The 19153-nt window shown below is 65.8% G+C and carries 15 protein-coding genes and 1 riboswitch; of the genes, 5 read left to right on the forward strand and 10 right to left on the reverse strand.

Annotation, left to right across the window (positions count from 1 at the left end; all coding sequences use genetic code 11):
* Positions 1-8: 8 nt before the first annotated feature.
* From C1932_RS16025 to C1932_RS16035, 3 genes are all read right to left on the reverse strand, one after another.
* Positions 9-509: an RNA polymerase sigma factor gene (locus tag C1932_RS16025; RefSeq protein WP_108757091.1), complete on the reverse strand. Its 501-nt coding sequence runs from the start codon at positions 507-509 to the stop codon at positions 9-11.
* An 82-nt stretch (positions 510-591) separates the two neighbouring features.
* On the reverse strand, positions 592-1068 hold the full coding sequence (locus tag C1932_RS16030) for a hypothetical protein (protein ID WP_108762827.1): 477 nt from the start codon (positions 1066-1068) through the stop codon (positions 592-594).
* On the reverse strand, positions 1068-1559 hold the full coding sequence (locus tag C1932_RS16035) for a hypothetical protein (protein ID WP_108762828.1): 492 nt from the start codon (positions 1557-1559) through the stop codon (positions 1068-1070). Before C1932_RS16035 ends, C1932_RS16030 begins: the two co-directional genes overlap by 1 nt.
* 183 nt (positions 1560-1742) lie before the next feature.
* On the opposite strand from C1932_RS16035, the gene ppa reads away from it, so the two are divergent.
* Both ppa and C1932_RS16045 read left to right on the forward strand, forming a co-directional pair.
* On the forward strand, positions 1743-2279 hold the full coding sequence (gene ppa, locus C1932_RS16040; RefSeq protein WP_108754069.1) for an inorganic diphosphatase: 537 nt from the start codon (positions 1743-1745) through the stop codon (positions 2277-2279).
* A 151-nt stretch (positions 2280-2430) separates the two neighbouring features.
* Entirely contained in the window at positions 2431-3552 is a 1122-nt protein-coding gene (locus C1932_RS16045) for an HDOD domain-containing protein (protein ID WP_108762829.1), read from the forward strand.
* A 62-nt stretch (positions 3553-3614) separates the two neighbouring features.
* On the opposite strand, the gene C1932_RS16050 is transcribed toward C1932_RS16045, so the two are convergent.
* The 7 genes from C1932_RS16050 to ggt all read right to left on the reverse strand — a co-directional run bounded on the left by C1932_RS16050 (position 3615) and on the right by ggt (position 15073).
* Positions 3615-3824 carry a hypothetical protein gene (locus tag C1932_RS16050; RefSeq protein WP_108763475.1) on the reverse strand — a complete coding sequence of 70 codons (210 nt, stop codon included), beginning with the start codon at positions 3822-3824 and terminating at the stop codon, positions 3615-3617.
* Positions 3825-4035: 211 nt separating this feature from the next.
* Positions 4036-6900 carry a TonB-dependent receptor gene (locus C1932_RS16055; RefSeq protein WP_199911971.1) on the reverse strand — a complete coding sequence of 955 codons (2865 nt, stop codon included), beginning with the start codon at positions 6898-6900 and terminating at the stop codon, positions 4036-4038.
* A 49-nt stretch (positions 6901-6949) separates the two neighbouring features.
* The gene (locus C1932_RS16060) at positions 6950-7849 is read right to left on the reverse strand and encodes a helix-turn-helix transcriptional regulator (RefSeq protein ID WP_108750612.1); all 900 of its coding nucleotides are present in this window, start codon (positions 7847-7849) and stop codon (positions 6950-6952) included.
* A gap of 115 nt (positions 7850-7964) precedes the next feature.
* Positions 7965-10268, reverse strand: a complete 2304-nt coding sequence (locus tag C1932_RS16065) for a winged helix-turn-helix domain-containing protein (RefSeq protein WP_108762831.1) — start codon at positions 10266-10268, stop codon at positions 7965-7967.
* Positions 10269-10527: 259 nt separating this feature from the next.
* Entirely contained in the window at positions 10528-11199 is a 672-nt protein-coding gene (locus C1932_RS16070) for an ion channel (RefSeq protein WP_108762832.1), read from the reverse strand.
* Positions 11200-11303: 104 nt separating this feature from the next.
* The gene (gene thiC, locus C1932_RS16075) at positions 11304-13148 is read right to left on the reverse strand and encodes a phosphomethylpyrimidine synthase ThiC (protein WP_108762833.1); all 1845 of its coding nucleotides are present in this window, start codon (positions 13146-13148) and stop codon (positions 11304-11306) included.
* Between the two features lie 83 nt (positions 13149-13231).
* A riboswitch (TPP riboswitch) is annotated at positions 13232-13332 on the reverse strand.
* A gap of 22 nt (positions 13333-13354) precedes the next feature.
* Positions 13355-15073 (reverse strand): gamma-glutamyltransferase, encoded by a 1719-nt coding sequence (ggt, locus tag C1932_RS16080; RefSeq protein WP_108754075.1) that lies wholly within the window; start codon positions 15071-15073, stop codon positions 13355-13357.
* 1003 nt (positions 15074-16076) lie between these two features.
* Here ggt and ilvC point away from each other — a divergent pair.
* From ilvC to C1932_RS16095, 3 genes are read left to right on the forward strand one after another with little or no spacing between them, the layout of a single operon-like run.
* The gene (gene ilvC, locus C1932_RS16085; protein WP_108754076.1) at positions 16077-17051 is read left to right on the forward strand and encodes a ketol-acid reductoisomerase; all 975 of its coding nucleotides are present in this window, start codon (positions 16077-16079) and stop codon (positions 17049-17051) included.
* A 39-nt stretch (positions 17052-17090) separates the two neighbouring features.
* Entirely contained in the window at positions 17091-18827 is a 1737-nt protein-coding gene (ilvG, locus tag C1932_RS16090) for an acetolactate synthase 2 catalytic subunit (RefSeq protein ID WP_108762834.1), read from the forward strand.
* Positions 18811-19062: an ACT domain-containing protein gene (locus C1932_RS16095; RefSeq protein ID WP_108750606.1), complete on the forward strand. Its 252-nt coding sequence runs from the start codon at positions 18811-18813 to the stop codon at positions 19060-19062. Before ilvG ends, C1932_RS16095 begins: the two co-directional genes overlap by 17 nt.
* Positions 19063-19153 lie beyond the last annotated feature (91 nt).

Here is a 19153-nt window from a genome sequence, read left to right on the forward strand (position 1 = left end):
CCGATCCATCATCGGCCTTCGCGGGCCCAGGCCAACCGCTGCAACGCGGAACGTATGTGGTTCTCGACGGTGGTGACCGACACCGCCAGGCGCCGAGCGATTTCGGCCTGGGTCAGGCCCTGCAGCCGGTTGAGGCGGAAGATGGTGCGCGTGGGCTCAGGCAGGTGGCCGGCCGCTTCCAGCACGCGCTGCAGTTCGTCCTGCGCCATCACCTGCGATTCGGTGGACACGGTGTCCTCGTCCTGCCACAGGTAGTGATCGGCCAGCAGACGGTTGCGACGGGTGGCCTCGCGGCCGTGATCGGTGGCCAGGTTGATGGCCAGCCGGTACAGATAGGCGCGCGGGTTGTCGATGGTCTGCTGGCTGTCCACGCCGCGGGCCTTGAACCACACGGCCTGGATCACGTCCTCGGCGCTGCTTTCGCTGCCCAGGATGCGCTGCACGCGGCGCAGCAGCGCCGGCCGTTCGCGGATCAGCAGTTCGGTAAGCGTGGCGGCATTGGAGGGCATGCGCGATGGGGGCAGACAGGGGCGGCGCGCATGCTACTCCGTTGATGCGAATAAATCACGTTTGCATTGCCGAGAGCGCCCTTCAGAGGCAGTCGGTCAGTGCCTCGTACACGCTGCCGGGCATACCCGGCACCGGCACATGGATGGCCTCTCTGGCCGGTGCCGCCTCCCAGGCGCGCAGCACATCCTCCAGCCGCGTACCGGCGGCAATCGGCAACGCGCAGGCAATGGCACCCTGGTCCACGTCGAAGCGGCCGTCGCCGCGCACGCGGGTATCGCTGCCGGCAAAGGTCCAGATGCAGCCGGCCAGCACGCCGGAGCCGGAATGCACGGAGCAGCGCAGGCGCATCGCCCAGAGGTTGTAATACTGGCCTTCGCAGAAGGTATCGCCGCATATGTCATCGAAGCCGCGCTCGAGTGCACGTTCCACGGCCACAAAACGCATGTGGCCGGCGGCATTTGACGGGTAATGCCTGGCGTCAATATAGCGCCCACCCGCATGGGCAGGAGCAACCAGCAAGCCGCCCACCATCAGGGCGATGGAAGGGATCATGCGCATCAGCCGGCCCTCCCCGGCCTCTGGAGACAATCAAGCAGACCCTTGGACAGCCCATGGTCGAGGCCGGGCAACGGCGCGGTCAAACCGCCGGGTGCTACCAGCGCGGCATGGAACGCTTCCACGGGCACGCCCGGCTGCAGCGGCACCGTGCAGGCCCAGCGCCCGTTGTCCACCTGCACCTGCCCGGTATCGGCCTGCACCGCCAGTTCGCTGGCGGCAACCACCCAGACGCAGCGTTGCACGGTGCCGCGCGCGGCCAGCACCGCGCAGCGGAACTGCATGACCCGGTAGTTGCTGTAGTCGCCCTCGCACAGGGTATCGGCGCACAGCGCGGAAAACTCGCGCGCCAGCGCGGCTTCCAGATCGAAGGCGCGGTCCCAGTTGGCTTCGGGATGGGGGTAGTCGATCAGATCCACATGCAGCCCGCGCGCCATACCGGGCAGCGAGGCAGAGAACAGGAGGGCGCCGCAGCACCCGATCATCCATCGCATGTCAGCACTCCAGGTGAACGAGGCTCCAGCCTGCGCCCGCCCGTTGGGGCCGCCCATCGGGGAAGCCCGCGCCGGCCGGTGGGCGATGCACGCCGCGGCAGGTGGGAACCGCCCCCCTGCACAGCGCCCGGCAAAGGCATAAAATGGGGGACTAACCGTCTACACCCCCACCTGGAGCACACCATGGGTCTGGAACTCGTCTCGCCCGGCAAGAACCCGCCGGAAGAAATCAACGTCATCATCGAGATCCCGAAGGACTCGGAGCCGGTGAAGTACGAAGTGGACAAGGAAACCGGCGCGATCTTCGTCGACCGCATCCTGTCCACCCCGATGCGCTACCCGTGCAACTACGGTTACGTGCCCAGCACCCTGTGCGGCGATGGCGACCCGGCCGACGTGCTGGTGGTGCTGCCGCTGCCGCTGGTGCCGGGTTCGGTGGTGCGCTGCCGTCCGGTGGGCGTGCTGAAGATGAGCGATGAAGCGGGCAGCGACGAAAAGATCCTGGCCGTGCCGGTGTCGAAGATCTTCAGTGGCTACGCCCACGTGGAAGACATCGCCCAGGTGTCCAGCCACTGGCTGGAGCGCATCGGCCACTTCTTCGAGCACTACAAGGACCTGGAAAAGGGCAAGTGGGTGAAGCTGGACGGTTGGGGTGGCGCGGCCGAGGCCAAGCAGATCCTGATCGAGGCGCACCAGCGCCATCTGGACAACAAGGCCTGATCCTGAACAGGATCGCTCCGGCGCAGCCCGCAGGAGCGATCCTGGTCACGTTTCATGACGGCGGTCCATCACTGTTGGCGCCGTATTAGGTAAATTGCGTCACTTCACACGTCTTCGACGCCCATCGTCGAGACAGCCAGGGGAATGTGTCGTGCGTATTCTGCTTGTAGGGAATGCAGCCAGCCTGCCGGCTGAGCTGTCCGAATTCATTGCCGATCTTGGGGAAGACTGGCAACCGTTGACCGCCACCGATGGCCACAGCGCAATGAGCGTGGTGGCTGCGCAGGGCGTGGACGCGGTGATCGTCTGCCCGCAGCTGCCCGATCTCAATGCCACCACGTTGCTGGGGCAGATCCGTACGCTGCGCCCGGAAACCATCCGTATCGCGCTGGTCGATGCCCAGCAGGGCAACCGGCCGCCGCCGGCGCGCCTGATCGGCGTGGCCCACCGCTTCCTGCCGCTGCCACTGGCGCCGGAAGTGCTGCTGGAAGCGCTGACCAGCCTCGAAGAGCTGCGCGAAGTGCTGGACAGCCCGCGCCTGCGCGATGCCATCGGCCGCATCGAGAAGCTGCCGTCGCCGCCGCATCTTTACCTGAGCCTGACCCAGGCGCTGGAACACGACGACGAGACCGACAGCGCCGATGTCGCCAAGCTGGTGGCCGCCGACCCGGCCATTGCCGCCAAGGTGCTGCAGCTGTCCAACTCGGCGTTCTTCAGCCAGGGCCGCACCATTGCCGACCTGCGCACGGCGGTCACGCGGCTGGGCCTGGCCACGCTGCGCGACCTGGTGCTGGCCAGCGAGGTGTTTTCCGCGCCCACGCTGTCTGCGGCCGAACGCAATTCGCTGCAGCAGCGCGCGCTGATGGCCTCGCGCCTGGCCGCGCGCCTGCTGCCCGAATCCAGCGCCGAGCTGGGCGCCACCGCCGCACTGCTGGCCGATATCGGCCTGCTGCTGCCGGGCGTGCGCAACGAACGCACCGACCCATCACTGGGCGGCGATCCCCTACCCGGCCATGCCGAAGCCGGCGCCTACCTGCTGGGCCTGTGGGGCCTGCCGATGCCGATCATCGAGGCCGTGGCCTTCCACCTGCAGCCGCAGCGTTCGACCACCCGCAGCTTCTGGGTGACCGGCGCGGTGCACGTGGCACTGGCGCTGGTGAACGGTGACCCGGTGGACGAGGACTACCTGCAGCGCGCAGGCGTGCTGAACAAGCTGCCGCAGTGGCGCGAGCACGCCAACAGCCTGATGGGGCTGGTGCCCAGCGAGGCCTGAGGCGGGCACGCCCATACGAACCAATTCAGGGTGGCGCGTCCCGTGGACGCGCCACGTGCGCATCAGCGCTGCGGGCAGGCATCCAGCACGCAGGCGCGCCACTTCAGCTGGCACAGCGTCGCAGACCCACCTGCAGCCAGACATTCCTGGCGCACTTCTTCGCAGTAGACGCCACCACCGCAGATGATCAGGTTCTGGGCGAAGGCCGAACCAGCCAGCGTGGCATAGATCAGCACGGCTGCAGAGAGCTTGTGCAAGAGCGTGGCTTTCATATCCATCTCCAGCGTCCGTCATTGGACCGCACCAATGTGCTGGATGCGACTGAGTCCGACCGTGATCGGATTCACCCTCCCTCGACGCCCAGAGTTTCCCTACAGAATTTTCAGGGAATTCCGCTGACGTACGCGTTGCATGCCGCACAAAGAAGAAGGGCGGACCTTGCGGTCCGCCCTCCTCGTGTTGCGTGTTCCAGGCTTCGATGGATCAGAAGCGCTGGGTGTACTTCAGGTAGTAGTAACGACCGATGTCGAAGCCACCGTAGTACGAGAAGCTCGAGTTCGGCTGGCTGTACATGACCGGACCTTCGTGGTCGAACACGTTGTTCGCGCCGATCGAGATGGTGGCATCCCACGGTGCGTTGTAGCGCACCTGCAGATCGTGGAAGGTGTTCGAACCGACCTTGCGGCTCGGCTGGGCCAGGGTGTACGACGAGTTGAAGTCCGGCAGGTTGCACTCGCGGCCGCCTTCCAGATCGTAGGAGCACGGCTCCTTCATACCCGAGTAGTAACGCACGCCCCAGTTCACGCCGAAGTCGCCGAAGCTCCAGTCGACATTGAGGTTCGAACGCACGCGGAAGTTGCCCGCCCAACCGGTGAACTGCTCGACCGGGGTTTCGGCTTCGTTGTCGGCCTTGTATTCCAGGTAGTCAACGTAGGTGGTCTTCCAGTCGATCAGGAAGTTACCGAACGAGAACTCCGGCAGACGGTACTTGACGCCCAGGTCGTAACCGGCGGTTTCCTGGTAGCCGCCGTTGACCAGGGTACGGGTCACGTCGACCACCTGGTTGGCGGTACGGCCGCTGGTGCCACGCTCGAAGCGGTCGCAGGCGCCCTGGATGCCCAGCACGTAGCAGTTGTTCAGGATCGAGGTGACCGACTCAGCCGCGATGACGTCGTCGATGCGGATCTTCCACCAGTCCAGGCTGATGTCCAGGCCCTGCACGAAGTTCGGGCTGTAGACGAAGCCAGCGGTCCAGGTCTTGGAGGTTTCCGGCTTCAGTTCCGGGTTGGAACCGGACTCGAAGGCGCTGTAGGACTGGGTGCCCGGGCCGGTCGAGACCGCACCGCCGGAGGTGATCTGGCGGAAGTTCGCCGGCACACCAGCGGCGCTGCAGGCAGCAGCCACCGACGCGTTGCGCGCGGCCGAACCGAAGCTCGAATCACACGGATCGGTGTACTGATCGTAGGTCTGCGACACGCCGCCATACATGTTGGCGATGTTCGGAGCGCGGAAGCCGGTGGCGTAGGTACCACGGATCAGCAGGTCGTCGATCGGCTTCCACTTCAGGCCGAACTTCGAATTGACGGTGTCACCGAAGGTGTTGTAGTCCGAGTAACGACCAGCAACGTCGAGCGACAGTTCCTTGGCGAAGGCAACGTCGGCCAGGATCGGCACGTTCAGTTCGAGGTAGAACTCGTCCAGCTCGTAGTCACCCTTGGTCGGTGCGCCGGCCAGGTCGGTGCTCAGACCGGACTGCAGCAGCGCATCGGGGTTGTACTCGCCGCTTTCTTCGCGGTGCTCGTAACCCGCTGCGAAGGCCAGGTCGCCGGCCGGCAGGGTGGCGATGCTGCCCGACAGGTTGGCGCTGTAGACCTTGGTGGTGTTGGTGTAGGTGTCGTGGCTCGGCAGGAACAGGTAGTTCTGCAGGGCCGGATCAGCCAGCGAGCCGGCTTCGGTCGAGCCGTACGGTGCCAGCGGGTTCCACGGGGTGCAGCCGGCGATCACGCTGCCTTCGGTGCCGCAACGGGCAACGCCGTTGGCATCGATGAAGGACGGACCGACAGCGTTCTGCACGTTCGGAATGAACAGATTGCCGGTGCTGGTCTTGACGCCCTTGTTCTGGTTGTAGACGTAGCCCACGTCCCAGTCGAAGTAGCGATCAGCGAACTGGAAGGAACCTTCCAGGCCAGCGCTGAAGCGGAAGGTTTCCTGCTCGGATTCGGTCTGGCGCGGCACTTCCGAGGTACGACGGATGAAGTTCGCATCCTCGTCCAGCGGGTTGTAGATGCTGTCAGCCGACAGAGCGGTGCCATAGACTTCCGACTGGTACGGGTAGCCTGCGATCTGCGAGGTGGCCGTACGCTTGGTGTACAGCATGCTGGCCGTACCGCGGATGTTGTCGGTGAAGTCGTAATTGCCGTTGGCGAAGACCGAACGACGCTTCAGCTTGTTCTGCAGCCACATTTCCTGGCTGGCGTTGGTGTAGTCCGACAGGCCGAAGTCGTGGTAATCCGACAGCGAGGTGCCGGCGGCGCCCGGGTTGCGGACGTACCAGTTGTCGTCGCCGTCGATCAGCACGCCCTGGTTGGACGCAGCCGACCAGCCGTTGGCGCCTTCAGCTTCGTTCGGGAACGGGTGCCACTGGCCGTTGCCGTAGCGGCTGTAACGACGGTCCTTGGCCTTCACTTCGTCCTGTTCGCTGTACTCGGCACCGAGCGTGATCGAACCACGGTCGCCGGTCTGGCCATAGACGAAGTTGTAGGTCTGCTGCTCGCCATCACCCTGGCCGTACTGGCCGGTGTAGACGCTGGCTTCCAGACCGTCGAAGTTCTTGCGGGTGATGATGTTGATCACACCGGCGATGGCGTCCGAACCGTAGATGGCCGAGGCGCCGTCGGTCAGCACTTCAATGCGCTCGACGACCGAGGTCGGGATCGAGGCCAGATCGGTGTAACCACCGGTGCTGGTGCCCATGCGCTTGCCGTCCAGCAGCACCAGGGTGCGCTCCGGGCCGAGGTTGCGCAGATCGACGAACTGACCGCCCACTTCTTCGCCCGAGGACAGCGCGTCGTTGCGGCTGATGGCCGGCGAGCCGGTGGCGGCCAGGTTCTGCACGATGTCAGCAACGCTGGTGAAGCCCTGCTTTTCGATATCGGCGCGCTGCAGCGCGATGACCGGCTGTGCGGTCTCCATGCTGGCCTGGCGGATACGCGAACCAGTGACCGAAATGCGGTCCAGGTCGGTGGTGCCGGAGGCCGCTTCCTGCGCGGAAGCAAAGGCCGGCGACAGCGCCAGCGCAATGCCGGCGGGCAGCAGGCCCAACCGCACTGCGGAATTACGAACGTTCATCAATCTCTCCAAGGTACGTGTTAGCAGCGTGTTAAAACACCCCAGCACGTTACGATTGCGTTGCAGCGCTGTATTTGCGCGACCCAACGAGAGACTTTGCTGATTTTGGCGGGAGCTTCGCACCCTCTTCACGGAACCGCGAAGCAGACGTGCCATAGCGGGCGCGGAAGGCCCGCGCGAAGCTGCAGCAGTTGTCGAAACCACTGGCGGCGGCGACTTCACCCACCATCATGTCGGTGTCGCGCAGCAGGTCGGCGGCACGTTCCAGGCGCAGGCGCGCCGAAAGCGACTGCGGGCTTTCTTCATACAGGCTCTGGAAGGTCTTGGACAAGTACCAACTGGAGAAATTGGTCAGTTCGGCCAATTCGCCAATGCGCACGACACGATGGCTGTTGCCTTCCAGGTACAGGCGCGCGCGCTGCATGCGGCCGAACACCTGGCGCTTGCGGCTGCGCGAGCGGCCCGGGCAACGCTGCACGTTGTCGGCCAGACCGCGCTGCAGGCCCGCCAGATGCAGCAGCAGCGGGCGCAGCGACTGCGCGGGCTGGCCGCTGGCCAGGGCGTCGCGCCACAGACGCAGGGCCACGCGGGCATCGCCGCGGTTCATCTGGCCACGACCGGCATACAGGCCGCAGTCGGCCATCTCGGCCAGTGCGCGCAGCGCTTCGATGTTCAGGTTCAGGCCAACGCACAGACCATTGCGGCCGGCCTGCACCAGCGGGCGCGATTCCTTTTCGAAGGCGATCCACTCGCCCTGGCGCAGGCGGAAGCGCCCTTCCTTCGCCTCCACCCACGAGGTGCCACGCACCTGCATCCATACGGTGAAGCTGCTGCCTGCGGTCTGCAGGCTGCCCAGCCGGGCAACGCCCAGGCAGGTCGGAGCCACGTCATCGACAGCCTTGTCCAGCGAGACGGTTTGGCCACGATCGGCCAGCGAGAGTTGACGCATGGGAGCACCACGGATTTGCCAAGTACAGGCCTCCGTTTTGCCAAATCAGGTGCATGCCGGTCAGGAAGAACCGCCGAGATCGCCACGAAATCACTACGACGTCGCCACGAAAGAGTTACGAAGGCCCTTTATCGTTGAAAATCAGAAACTTGGAAAACGCCGGGAACAGCGTCGGCGCTGCTGTCGGCAGGTGCATCACGCCAATGTCGGCACCGTCGGACACCGCCAGGGCCAGATACAGGTCGCTGCCGTCAGCACTGGCGCTCAGCCCGTTGCCTGCGCTCAGCCGCTGCGCGTCCAGGCAACGCTCCGGTTCGGTCGCCCCACCCTGCATGCGGGTGAGCGTGGTGGAACAGTCGGCCGAGCTGCCTAGGTAATCGACGCGTCCGTTGCCGGCCACCGCCCAGGTGCGATAGCGCCAGCGGCTGGGCCAGCCATCGCTGACCTGCTGCACGCTGGCCGCGTCCAGGTCGGGATTGATCGACCACAGCCCGCTGGCGGCCAGGCGGGTGTACAGCACCCGGCCACTGCTGCGGTCTAGGCGCGCCTGCGATACGCCGTCCAGGCTGGCCAGACGGCGCCACGGCTGGCTTGTGCGGTCGAACAGACTCAGCCGCACCCGCTGCTGGTCATCGCGTTCCAGTACCAGCACCTGTTCCGGCGTGGCCCCGTACAGCGCCTGCAACGGTTGCTGCACCGGCACCGGCAGCGCCTGCAGGCGCTCGTCGCGCGGGGCGATTTCGTAGACCACGGCCTGCCCGTGCGCATCGCGCCCGACCACCAGCAACTGGCGGCTGTCGGTGGACCAGTCAGGCGCCTGCCGCGCTTCCGGCCGCAGCCCTTCGATCGGCCGCAGCGAATCGGGCCGCTGCATGTCGGCCCACCACAACGCAAAGCTGCCCGAGCGGTCAGAGCTGAACACCAGTTGCCGCCCATCCGGCGCCACCATCGGCTGGCCATCACGCCCGCTGGATGCGAACAGACGCTGCGTGCTGCCGCCCTGCACCGGCATGCGGAACATGCCGAACTGCGCACGGCGATGGACGAAGGCCAGCATGTCGCCGCGCCGCGAAACCGCCGGCCACTGCGCATCGTCCAGTCCGGCATCGCGCAGCGTGCGCCGTTCCACGTCCAGGTAATACAGGCGCGCCTCGCTGTCCACGCGGCGACCAAACACGATATGCCGGCCATCGCCCAGCCAGGCCCAGCCGCGCAGCTCGGCGGCCTCGTTGGTCAGCTGTTCCGGGGTGCCGCCGTTGGCCGGCATGCGCCACAGATCGCCCAGCTGCGGGTTGCGCACGAACACCAGCCAGCGCCCATCGGGCGAATAGCGAGGCGCGTAATCGAAATCATCTTCGCCGGCACCGTACTGCAGCGCGCGCCACTGCCCACTGGGCAGGTCCAGCACGCGGATGCCGCGATGCGCATAGCGACCCACCATGCTGCCGAACACCAGGCCACGGCCATCGGGGGTCCAGTCGAAACTAAGCAGCTCGGTGCCATCGCAGCGCGTGGCCTGGCGCAACGCACCGCCGGTGGCACTGGCAATCAACACCTGGCAACTGCCGTCGGCAGCGAAGCGCGCGAAGGCGATTTCACGCCCGTCCGGCGACCAGCTGGGGAAACGGTCGCTGGCGCCCGCCGGCGGTTGCACCAACTGGCGTGCCGGCGCGTTGCCCGACGTCTGCACGCGGATGGCGCCACCGTTCTGGCTGTCATCGTTGGCACCTTCGTAGGCCACCTGCGAACCATCGGGCGACAAGGTCGGGTACGTCTCGAAACCGGCGGTGGCAGTGATCAGCCGATACGGCCGCTCGGGGCTGCCGATGACCCGCGTGCCGTCTTCCACCGCCGCATCCAGCGGCGACGTCGGCGCAGGACGACGTGCCAGCAACACGCTGAGCACCAGCAGCGCCAACAGCATGACCACGCCCACCGCCAGCAGCAGGCGCCGCCGCCAGAGGCGCCAGCGGCGTCGGCGCGCTTCCCGTGCATCGTTCACGGGAGCGTCGCCGGCCGTCGCCACCAGCGCACTGTCCTGCGCTTCCGGCTGCGGTTCGCTGTCGTGCAGCCACTGCACCGGCACCAGCAATCGATAGCCGGTCTTGGCAATGGTTTCGATGTAGGACTGGCCGTTGTCTTCGCCAACGGCAAAGGCCTTGCGCAACTGGGTGACCGCCTGGGTCAGCACATCGTTGGTAGGCAGCGTATCGGGCCACACTTCAGCGAACAGCTCATCGCGGGTGACCACGCGCCCGGGCTGACGCAGCAGCACGCGCAGCACGCCCAGCGCCTTGGGCGTCAACCGGCGCGGACGACGCGCATCTGGCACGTCGACCTCGCGCGATGAGAGGGTCACTACGCATTCGCCCACGCGAACACGGTCACACTCTGGCGACTGACTCTCGTTGCTATTCATTGATCGCTAGACGTGTGAAACACATTGCAGATACCACTGGGCAGCGTTGTGTTTCCGTCCCTGCAACCTCCAAAAGCCAGATTCCGCACAAACCATCGGCGCATACCGCAAAAAAAACGAAGCGCGCGAATACTAGCCTATGCAGGTTACCTCGCCTATCGCGTGGTGGACATCAGGCTCTCTCTCGCCGACGCATTCAGATAACAAGCTGCACCATTCGCGCCCTTCGGGGCGCGAAATTTTTATCTGGCGTTCATTTTCAGGCGCGCCGCAGCATGGTCAGTCCGACCAGTCGCGAAACCACCAAAGCTACGTACATCACGCCGGAAAACTGCTCCAGCATGACCAGTGCGCGTGCCTGCGGGTGCAGCGGAACCACGTCACTCAGACCGACCCCGGACAGCAAGCTGAAGCTCAGATAAAGCAGCTCCATCCACGTGCGCTGCAGCCCCCCGCCGCTGCCATGGAAACTGCCCGGATACCACTGCTGGCAGACCGCGAATGCGAACGCGAATCCCCATGCGAGTAATGTGAACGTAGCACCAACGGCGAACAGTTCGTCGCGCGTGACCTTATGGTCCTGCAGCATGTACGCGGTCAGCGCACCGGCGGTGTAGAAATACAGCAGGCTTTCAAGCAACTGCGCGGTGCTGCCCAGGCCGGGGTGATCGAGCAGCGCGGCAGCAATGGAAAACACCACCGACGGAATGGCCAGCACCAGCGCCAGCCAGGTGCCCAGCGGGCTGCGCTGCACCACCCACAACGCCAGGCCCAGCACCGCCATGCCGAACACCCCCAACGCGGCGCGGCCGCCGGCGGTTTCGTCCAGCGCCGGGTACAGCAGCACCGCCAGCAGCTGCGCCGCCAACAACCAGGCGGAAGGATGGCGGCGGGCAATGGCCAGCCAACGGGTGGTCACGGCAACAGGCATGGTCTGCGTCCCCTGGGTGATGCGGCGAGCATAGCCGGTGCCGGGTGAGCGCAGCGGTTTGTGTTTACCGCTGCGCTCTCCAAGCAGGGCCCGGCGCTACCGTGTCAGCCCTGCTGGTAGACCTGGGCACCGGCGGCGCGGAACTGCGCTGACTTTTCCTGCATGCCGCTCTCGGCGTACTCGCGCACGTCCTGGGTGATCTTCATCGAACAGAAGTGCGGGCCACACATCGAACAGAAGTGGGCGAGCTTGTGTGCATCCTTGGGCAGTGTCTCGTCGTGGAATTCCTTGGCCTTTTCCGGATCCAGGCCCAGGTGGAACTGGTCTTCCCAGCGGAACTCGAAACGCGCCTTGCTGAGGGCGTTGTCACGCACCTGTGCACCCGGGTGCCCCTTGGCCAGATCGGCGGCGTGGGCGGCGATGCGGTAGGTCATGATGCCGTCACGCACATCCTGGCGGTTGGGCAGCCCCAGGTGTTCCTTGGGCGTGACGTAGCAGAGCATGGCGGTGCCGAACCACCCGATCATCGCCGCACCGATGGCGCTGGTGATGTGGTCGTAGCCAGGCGCGATATCGGTGGTCAGCGGACCCAGCGTGTAGAACGGCGCTTCGCCACACTCGCGCAGCTGCTTGTCCATGTTTTCCTTGATCAGCTGCATCGGCACATGGCCGGGCCCTTCGATCATGGTCTGCACGTCGTGCTTCCACGCGATCTTCGTCAGCTCGCCGAGCGTTTCCAGTTCACCGAACTGGGCGGCATCGTTGGCATCGGCAATGCAGCCCGGGCGCAGGCCATCGCCCAGCGAGAAGGTCACGTCATAGGCCTTCATGATTTCGCAGATCTCCTCGAAGTGCGTGTAGAGGAAATTCTCCTTGTGGTGGGCAAGGCACCACTTGGCCATGATCGAACCGCCACGGCTGACGATGCCGGTCACCCGCTTGGCGGTGAGGGGCACGTAGCGCAGCAGCACGCCGGCATGGATGGTGAAGTAATCCACGCCCTGCTCGGCCTGTTCGATGAGCGTGTCGCGGAAAATTTCCCAGGTGAGCGCTTCGGCGCGCCCGTCCACCTTTTCCAGCGCCTGGTAGATCGGCACCGTACCGATGGCCACCGGCGAATTGCGGATGATCCACTCACGCGTTTCGTGGATGTGCTTGCCGGTGGACAGATCCATCACCGTGTCGCCACCCCAGCGGATGGCCCACACCAGCTTTTCCACTTCTTCGGCGATGCCGGAGGACACCGCACTGTTGCCGATGTTGGCGTTGATCTTGGTCAGGAAATTGCGGCCGATGATCATCGGCTCGCTTTCGGGGTGGTTGATGTTGTTGGGCAGCACGGCACGCCCGCGGGCGATTTCATCGCGTACGAACTCAGGCGTGATGATCTTCGGGATGGATGCACCGAAGGATTCACCTGCGTGCTGCTGCAGCAGCGTGGCATCGCTGATGTCCTGCAGACGCTGGTTTTCGCGGATCGCCACGAACTCCATTTCCGGAGTGATGATGCCGCGCCGTGCGTAGTGCATCTGGGTGACGTTGGCACCGGCCTGCGCGCGCCGCGGCAGGCTGCGTGCCGGGAAGCGCACTGCATCCAGCTTCGGATCGTGCTCGCGTTCGCGACCGAAGCGCGAATTGAGCGCGTCCAGTTGCTCGGTATCGCCCCGCTCTTCGATCCAGGCACGGCGCAGCGCCGGCAGGCCGGTGGTCAGGTCGATGCGCGCGTCCGGATCGGTATAGGCACCGGACGTGTCGTACACGGTCAACGGTGGATTCTCTTCGCCACCGAACAGGGTGGGCGTGCGGGTCAGGGCGATCTCGCGCATGGGCACGCGCAGGTCCGGGCGCGAACCGGGCACGTGGATCTTCCGAGAGCCGGCAATGGGCCGGGTCACGGAGGCGGAAAGTTGCTGGGCCTGCTGCTGCAGATCGGAAGGCTGTGCGTTCATCGGGCATCGTCCAGGAAGGTCAGGGACGAAGCGGCGGCGCACTGCGCACCGCGCCCGGACAGTCCTTGGGCGGACTCCGGGCACGGTTGCACTGCAAAGCTTCCCTACGCCGGTATGAACCGGATCAGGTTCCAAGGGACTGTCTCAACCGCGGCCACTGGCCACGGTACCCCCGCTTCTTACTGCGTATTAGAGCACAGACCGGGTCAGTAGCCCGCCGCCTGGCCATCCTTGCGGCTTTCCGAAGCACCGAAGTACACGCCGGTTTCCGGATCACGCAGGATCGCCTGGTAACCGCCATACGGGCCATCGGCGAACACCACGCGGTGGCCCTTGCGCATCAGTGCGCGCACGGTCTCATAGGGGAAGCCCGTTTCCAGGTTCACTTCGCCGCCATCGCTCATGGCCGTGGCCTGGCCGGTGGGCTCGGTGGATCCTTCATGCTGGATGCGCGGCGCATCGCCGGCCTCCTGCAGGTTCATGCCGAAGTCCACCAGGTTCATCACGATCTGCGCATGGCCCTGCGGCTGCATCGCTCCGCCCATCACGCCGAAGCTGGCGTACGGCTTGCCATCCTTGGTGATGAAGGCGGGAATGATGGTCTGGAACGGGCGCTTGCCCGGCGCGTAGCCGTTGGGATGGTTCTTCTGCAGCACGAACATCTCGCCGCGGTCCTGCAGGATGAAGCCCAGCCCTGGCGGTGCCATGCCGCTGCCCATGCCACGGTAGTTGGACTGGATGAGCGAGACCATCATGCCGTCGCTGTCGGCCACGGTCATGTAGATCGTGTCGCCCTGTTCGAGCTGCTTCGGCGTGCCCGGCTGCACTTCCTTCAGCGCCTTGTCCATCGAGATCAGCGCGCGGCGCTGCGCGGCGTAATCCTTGGAAATGAGCTTCTGCACCGGCGCCGGCTGGAAGGCCATGTCGGCATAGAAACGCGCGCGATCGGCGAACGCCAGCTTCTTGGCTTCCACGAACAGGTGCACATGCTCGGGCGAGCCGAACGGAATCTTCGAGAAGTCGTAGCCTTCCAGCACGTTGAGGATCTGCAGCGCGGCAATGCCCTGGCTGTTGGGCGGTAGTTCCCACACGTCATAGCCGCGGTAGTTGCTGCTGACCGGTTCGACCCATTCACCGTGGTGGTCGGCCATATCCTGGTAACTGAGATAACCGCCGTTGGCCTTGAAGTAATCACCGATGGTGCGCGCCACATCGCCCTTGTAGAACGCATCGCGGCCACCGTCGGCGATTTTCTGCAGGGTGTCGGCCAGGTTCGGGTTCTTCCACATCTGGCCCTTGCGCGGGGCGTGGCCGTCGATGGTGAACTGTTCGGTGAAGCCGGGGTACTTGGACAGGCGCGGCACCGAACGATCCCAGTAATAGGCAATCACTTCCGCCACTGGGTGGCCTTCGCGCGCGTAGCGGATGGCCGGGGCCAAGTTGTCGGCCATCGGCTTGCGGCCGAAGCGGTCATGCAGGGCGAACCAGCCGTCGACCGCGCCGGGCACCGATACCGGCAGCGGACCGGTGGCGGGGATCTCCTTCAGGCCACGGCGCTGGAATTCGGCCAGGGTGAGTGACTTCGGTGAACGTCCCGAGCCGTTGTAGCCGTACAGCTTCTTCGTCTTCGGGTCCCAGACGATGGCGAACAGGTCGCCGCCGATGCCGTTGCCGGTCGGCTCCATCAATCCCAGGGCGGCGTTGGCGGCAATGGCGGCATCGACGGCCGAACCGCCGCCCTTCATCACGTCCAGCGCGATCTGGGTGGCCAGCGGCTGCGAGGTGGCGGCCATTGCGTGCGGGGCAATCACTTCGGAACGGGTGGCAAAGGTCTGGCCGGTGATGCGGTCGGCGGCACTGGACACGGCGGGGACCGCGGCCAGCACGGCAGCGGCAAGCAGGGAACGGGCAAGGCGTCGGGACACGGTTGGGGTCCGATGGAAGGGTGGTGACCTGATCTTCGCCGCTTCGGGCGGCAGCCGGAATCGGGCAGAGGTCATGGGCGGCGGTGCCGTGGTGGGTGCGAACCTTGGTCCGCAAGGCTGCTGCCTTCGGTAGGTGCGGACCTTGGTCCGCACGGCCGTCGGCTTCGGTAGGTGCGGACCTTGGTCCGCACGGCCGTCGGCTTCGGTAGGTGCGGACCAAGGTCCGCACCTACCTGGGCGGGATGCCTGCACGGCTGCTGGCTTCGGGGGATCCACTGCGGACCAAGGTCCGCACCTACCTGGGCAGGATGCCTGCACGGCTGCTGGCTTCGGGGAATTCCGTGCGGACCAAGGTCCGCACCTACCAGGGCGGGATGCGTGCACGGCTGCGGGCGTCGGTGAATCCAGAGCGCAGGGCGAAATCACCCGCGAATCCGCGCAAAAACCCCGCTGAAAAGAGTGAATTCCGGTTCACTGAAACACTTTCAGCGGCAACCATCCTTGTGCCGCAAGCCTTCTCGCCAGATACAGGCGAAACCGATGAAAAACCCGTTGCCAGGGTTGACACCGCCGAAATGGCTATGTTTCTCTCGATCCCATGCTGCAACGCCACCCGCCCCTGCGAACCGCTACTGAAGCCGCCGATTCCGGCGCCGCATCGCTGCGTTCGCTTCTCGTGCTCGTACTTATTAGCCAGCCCACAGGTGCGGGACGAGCCAGCGTGTAAGCAGACAACACACACCGGAACTCGATCAGAAACCCGCACCCACCCAGGTGCGGGTTTTTTCATTTCAGGACCTGGTTTCACACGCAACCACTCAGCCATCCAGCCACGACCATGCACACCGCCTCCCGCAAAACCCGGACCTGCACCACCACGCCCTGTCGTGGTGGCTGCGCCCGTGCGATGCGCGGCGCCTCCTCCCCCGTTTTCCCCTGACCGGCCGGTACGTCGCTTCGACTGCCGGCCGTCTTTTTTCTTCCCAGCCAAGGAACCTCCCCCATGAGCACCAACTCCCTGCCCCAGACCAAGATCGCCGTCATCGGTTACGGCAGCCAGGGCCGCGCCCACGCGCTGAACCTGCGTGAATCCGGCTTCGACGTGGTGGTAGGCCTGCGCCCGGGTGGCCCGACTGAAGCCAAGGCCCAGGCCGATGGCTTCACCGTGGTGGCCCCGGCTGATGCGGTGAAGGATGCCGACCTGGTGGCCGTGCTGACCCCGGACATGGTGCAGAAGAAGCTCTACAACGAGGTGCTGGCGCCGAACATGAAACAGGGCGCCTGCCTGTTGTTCGCCCACGGCTTGAACGTGCACTACGGCATGATCGAACCGCGCGCCGACCTGGACGTGGTGCTGGTCGCGCCGAAGGGCCCGGGCGCGCTGGTACGCCGCGAATACGAGATCGGCCGCGGCGTGCCGTGCATCTGGGCGGTCTACCAGGACACCAGCGGCCAGGCCGCGCAGCACGCGCAGGCCTATGCAGCCGGCCTGGGCGGCGCACGCGCCAACCTGATCCAGACCACCTTCAAGGAAGAAACCGAAACCGATCTGTTCGGCGAACAGGCGGTGCTGTGCGGCGGTGCCTCGGCGCTGGTGCAGGCCGGCTTCGAAACCCTGGTGGAAGCCGGCTACCAGCCGGAAATCGCCTATTACGAAGTGCTGCACGAACTGAAGCTGATCGTGGACCTGTTCTACGAAGGCGGCATCTCGCGCATGCTGGAATTCATCTCGGAAACCGCGCAGTACGGTGACTACGTGAGCGGCCCGCGGGTGATCGACGCCGGCACCAAGGAGCGCATGAAGGAAGTCCTGAAGGACATCCAGGACGGCACCTTCACCAAGAACTGGGTAGCCGAGTACGAAGCGGGCCTGCCGAACTACAACAAGTTCAAGCAGGCCGACCTGGAGCACCCGATCGAGAAGGTAGGCAAGGAACTGCGCGCCAAGATGGTCTGGTTGCAAGGACAGGCCGCGTAACCACGCGGCCCTCCCCCACCCGCTTTGCAAGGTTCCCCCATGAACTCTTCCACACACCGCAGCGCGCCGCCCAACGGCGCGCGCTGGCTGACCCAGGCGCTGGAGGCCGAGGGTGTCCGTACGCTGTTCGGTTACCCGGGCGGCACCATCATGCCGTTCTACGACGCGCTGGTGGATTCGGCGCTGAAGCACATCCTGGTGCGCCATGAGCAGGGCGCGGCGCTGGCGGCCAACGGCTTTGCCCGCGCCAGCGGCCAGGTTGGCGTCTGCGTGGCCACCTCCGGCCCGGGCGCGTCGAACCTGGTGACCGGCATCGCCGATGCCATGCTGGATTCGGTGCCCATGGTCTGCATCACCGGCCAGGTCGGCACGCCGCTGCTGGGCACCGATGCCTTCCAGGAACTGGATGTGTTTGGCCTGACGATGCCCATCGTCAAGCACAGCTGGCTGGTGCGCAGCGTCGATGACCTGCCGCGCGTGGTCGCCGATGCCTTCCGCATCGCCCGCGAAGGCCGCCCCGGCCCGGTGCTGATCGACCTGCCCAAGGACGTGCAGCTGGCCGATGCCAGCCACCTGCCGGCCCATGTGCCGGCCAGCGTTGAACCGCCGGCGGCCGCCGCCGATGCGGCCATTGCTGAAGCCATCGCCGCGCTGGCCGCGGCCGAAAAGCCGGTGGTCTACGCCGGCGGTGGCATTGCCCTGGGCGAGGCCGTGCAGGATCTGCGCGACTTCGTCGAGGCCAGCGCCATCCCCACCGTGATGACCCTGCGTGGCCTGGGCGCGCTGCCCCCGCAGCACCCGCAGTCGCTGGGCATGCTGGGCATGCACGGCACGCGTGCGGCGAACATGGCCGTCCAGGAGAGCGATCTGCTGCTGGTGCTGGGTGCACGCTTCGATGACCGTGCCACCGGCAAGCTGGCCGAGTTCGCCCCGTTCGCCCGCGTGGTCCACATCGACGCCGACGCGTACGAGATCTCCAAGCTGCGCAGCGCCGATGTCGCCGTGCCCGGCAACGTGGGCTATGCCATCCGCGCCCTGCGTGCGGCCTTCCCCTCCCCCAAGGCCCACCAGGACGCATGGCGCAAGCGCTGTGCGCAGCACCGCGATCGCTTCGCCGCCCGCTACGACGCGCCGGGCCAGCACATCTACGCCCCGGCGCTGCTGAAGCGGCTGAGCGAACTGGCCCCGTCCGATGCGGTGATCGCCTGCGATGTCGGCCAGCACCAGATGTGGGTTGCCCAGCACTGCCGCTTCAACCACCCGCGCAACCACCTGACCAGCGGCGCGCTGGGCACCATGGGCTTCGGCCTGCCGGCGGCGATGGGTGCGCAGTTCGCCTGCCCCGATCGCACCGTGGTGCTGGTGTCCGGCGATGGCAGCTTCATGATGAACGTGCAGGAACTGGCCACCATCGCCCGTTGCCGCCTGCCGGTGAAGATCGTGCTGCTGGACAACAGTTCCCTGGGCATGGTGCGGCAGTGGCAGGAACTGTTCTTCGCCGAGCGCTACAGCGAGATCGACCTGTCCGACAACCCGGATTTCGTGGCCCTGGCCAAGGTGTTCGGCATTGCCGCCACCCGCATCGACACCCGCGACGACGTGGAAGGTGGCCTGGCCGCGCTGCTGGCCGAGCCGGGCCCGGCCCTGCTGCACGTGGCCATCGACGCCCGCGCCAACGTGTGGCCGCTGGTGCCGCCCAACACCGCCAACAGCACCATGCTGGAAAGCAATCCCGCCCACGCCCGCCAGGAGACCCCCAATGCAATACCGGCTTGACCTGGTGCTACACCCGGCCGAGGGCGCGCTGCTGCGCGTGATCGGCATGGCCGAACGCCGCGGCTTCGCGCCGCGCGCGATCAGCGGCGCGCCGGTGGACAGCGACGAAGGCCGCTGGCATCTGCAGCTGGTGGTGGACGGGCAGCGCCCGGCCGAAACGCTGTGCCGGCAGATCGAAAAGATCTACGACTGCGTATCGGTGCAGATCACCGCACTGGAAGGAGCCGCATCATGAACACCCGTACCGTAGAAACCACGGTGCCGGTACGGGGGCGTCTTCTTCGCCGCCCGTTCGCGCATGCGGCGCAGTTCCGCCGCCCGCAGGT

This window comes from Stenotrophomonas sp. YAU14D1_LEIMI4_1 (assembly GCF_003086815.1).
GTDB lineage: Bacteria > Pseudomonadota > Gammaproteobacteria > Xanthomonadales > Xanthomonadaceae > Stenotrophomonas.

What these genes read in the sequence shown, in the direction of transcription:
- C1932_RS16070 (WP_108762832.1), bottom strand. Translation starts at nt 11,199, where the DNA reads ATGCCTGTTGCCGTGACCACCCGTTGGCTGGCCATTGCCCGCCGCCAT.
- C1932_RS16060 (WP_108750612.1), bottom strand. Translation starts at nt 7,849, where the DNA reads ATGCGTCAACTCTCGCTGGCCGATCGTGGCCAAACCGTCTCGCTGGAC.
- ilvC (WP_108754076.1), top strand. Translation starts at nt 16,077, where the DNA reads ATGAGCACCAACTCCCTGCCCCAGACCAAGATCGCCGTCATCGGTTAC.
- C1932_RS16065 (WP_108762831.1), bottom strand. Translation starts at nt 10,268, where the DNA reads ATGAATAGCAACGAGAGTCAGTCGCCAGAGTGTGACCGTGTTCGCGTG.
- C1932_RS16055 (WP_199911971.1), bottom strand. Translation starts at nt 6,900, where the DNA reads ATGAACGTTCGTAATTCCGCAGTGCGGTTGGGCCTGCTGCCCGCCGGC.
- C1932_RS16095 (WP_108750606.1), top strand. Translation starts at nt 18,811, where the DNA reads ATGCAATACCGGCTTGACCTGGTGCTACACCCGGCCGAGGGCGCGCTG.
- thiC (WP_108762833.1), bottom strand. Translation starts at nt 13,148, where the DNA reads ATGAACGCACAGCCTTCCGATCTGCAGCAGCAGGCCCAGCAACTTTCC.
- ppa (WP_108754069.1), top strand. Translation starts at nt 1,743, where the DNA reads ATGGGTCTGGAACTCGTCTCGCCCGGCAAGAACCCGCCGGAAGAAATC.
- C1932_RS16025 (WP_108757091.1), bottom strand. Translation starts at nt 509, where the DNA reads ATGCCCTCCAATGCCGCCACGCTTACCGAACTGCTGATCCGCGAACGG.
- C1932_RS16035 (WP_108762828.1), bottom strand. Translation starts at nt 1,559, where the DNA reads ATGCGATGGATGATCGGGTGCTGCGGCGCCCTCCTGTTCTCTGCCTCG.
- C1932_RS16030 (WP_108762827.1), bottom strand. Translation starts at nt 1,068, where the DNA reads ATGCGCATGATCCCTTCCATCGCCCTGATGGTGGGCGGCTTGCTGGTT.
- C1932_RS16050 (WP_108763475.1), bottom strand. Translation starts at nt 3,824, where the DNA reads ATGAAAGCCACGCTCTTGCACAAGCTCTCTGCAGCCGTGCTGATCTAT.
- ilvG (WP_108762834.1), top strand. Translation starts at nt 17,091, where the DNA reads ATGAACTCTTCCACACACCGCAGCGCGCCGCCCAACGGCGCGCGCTGG.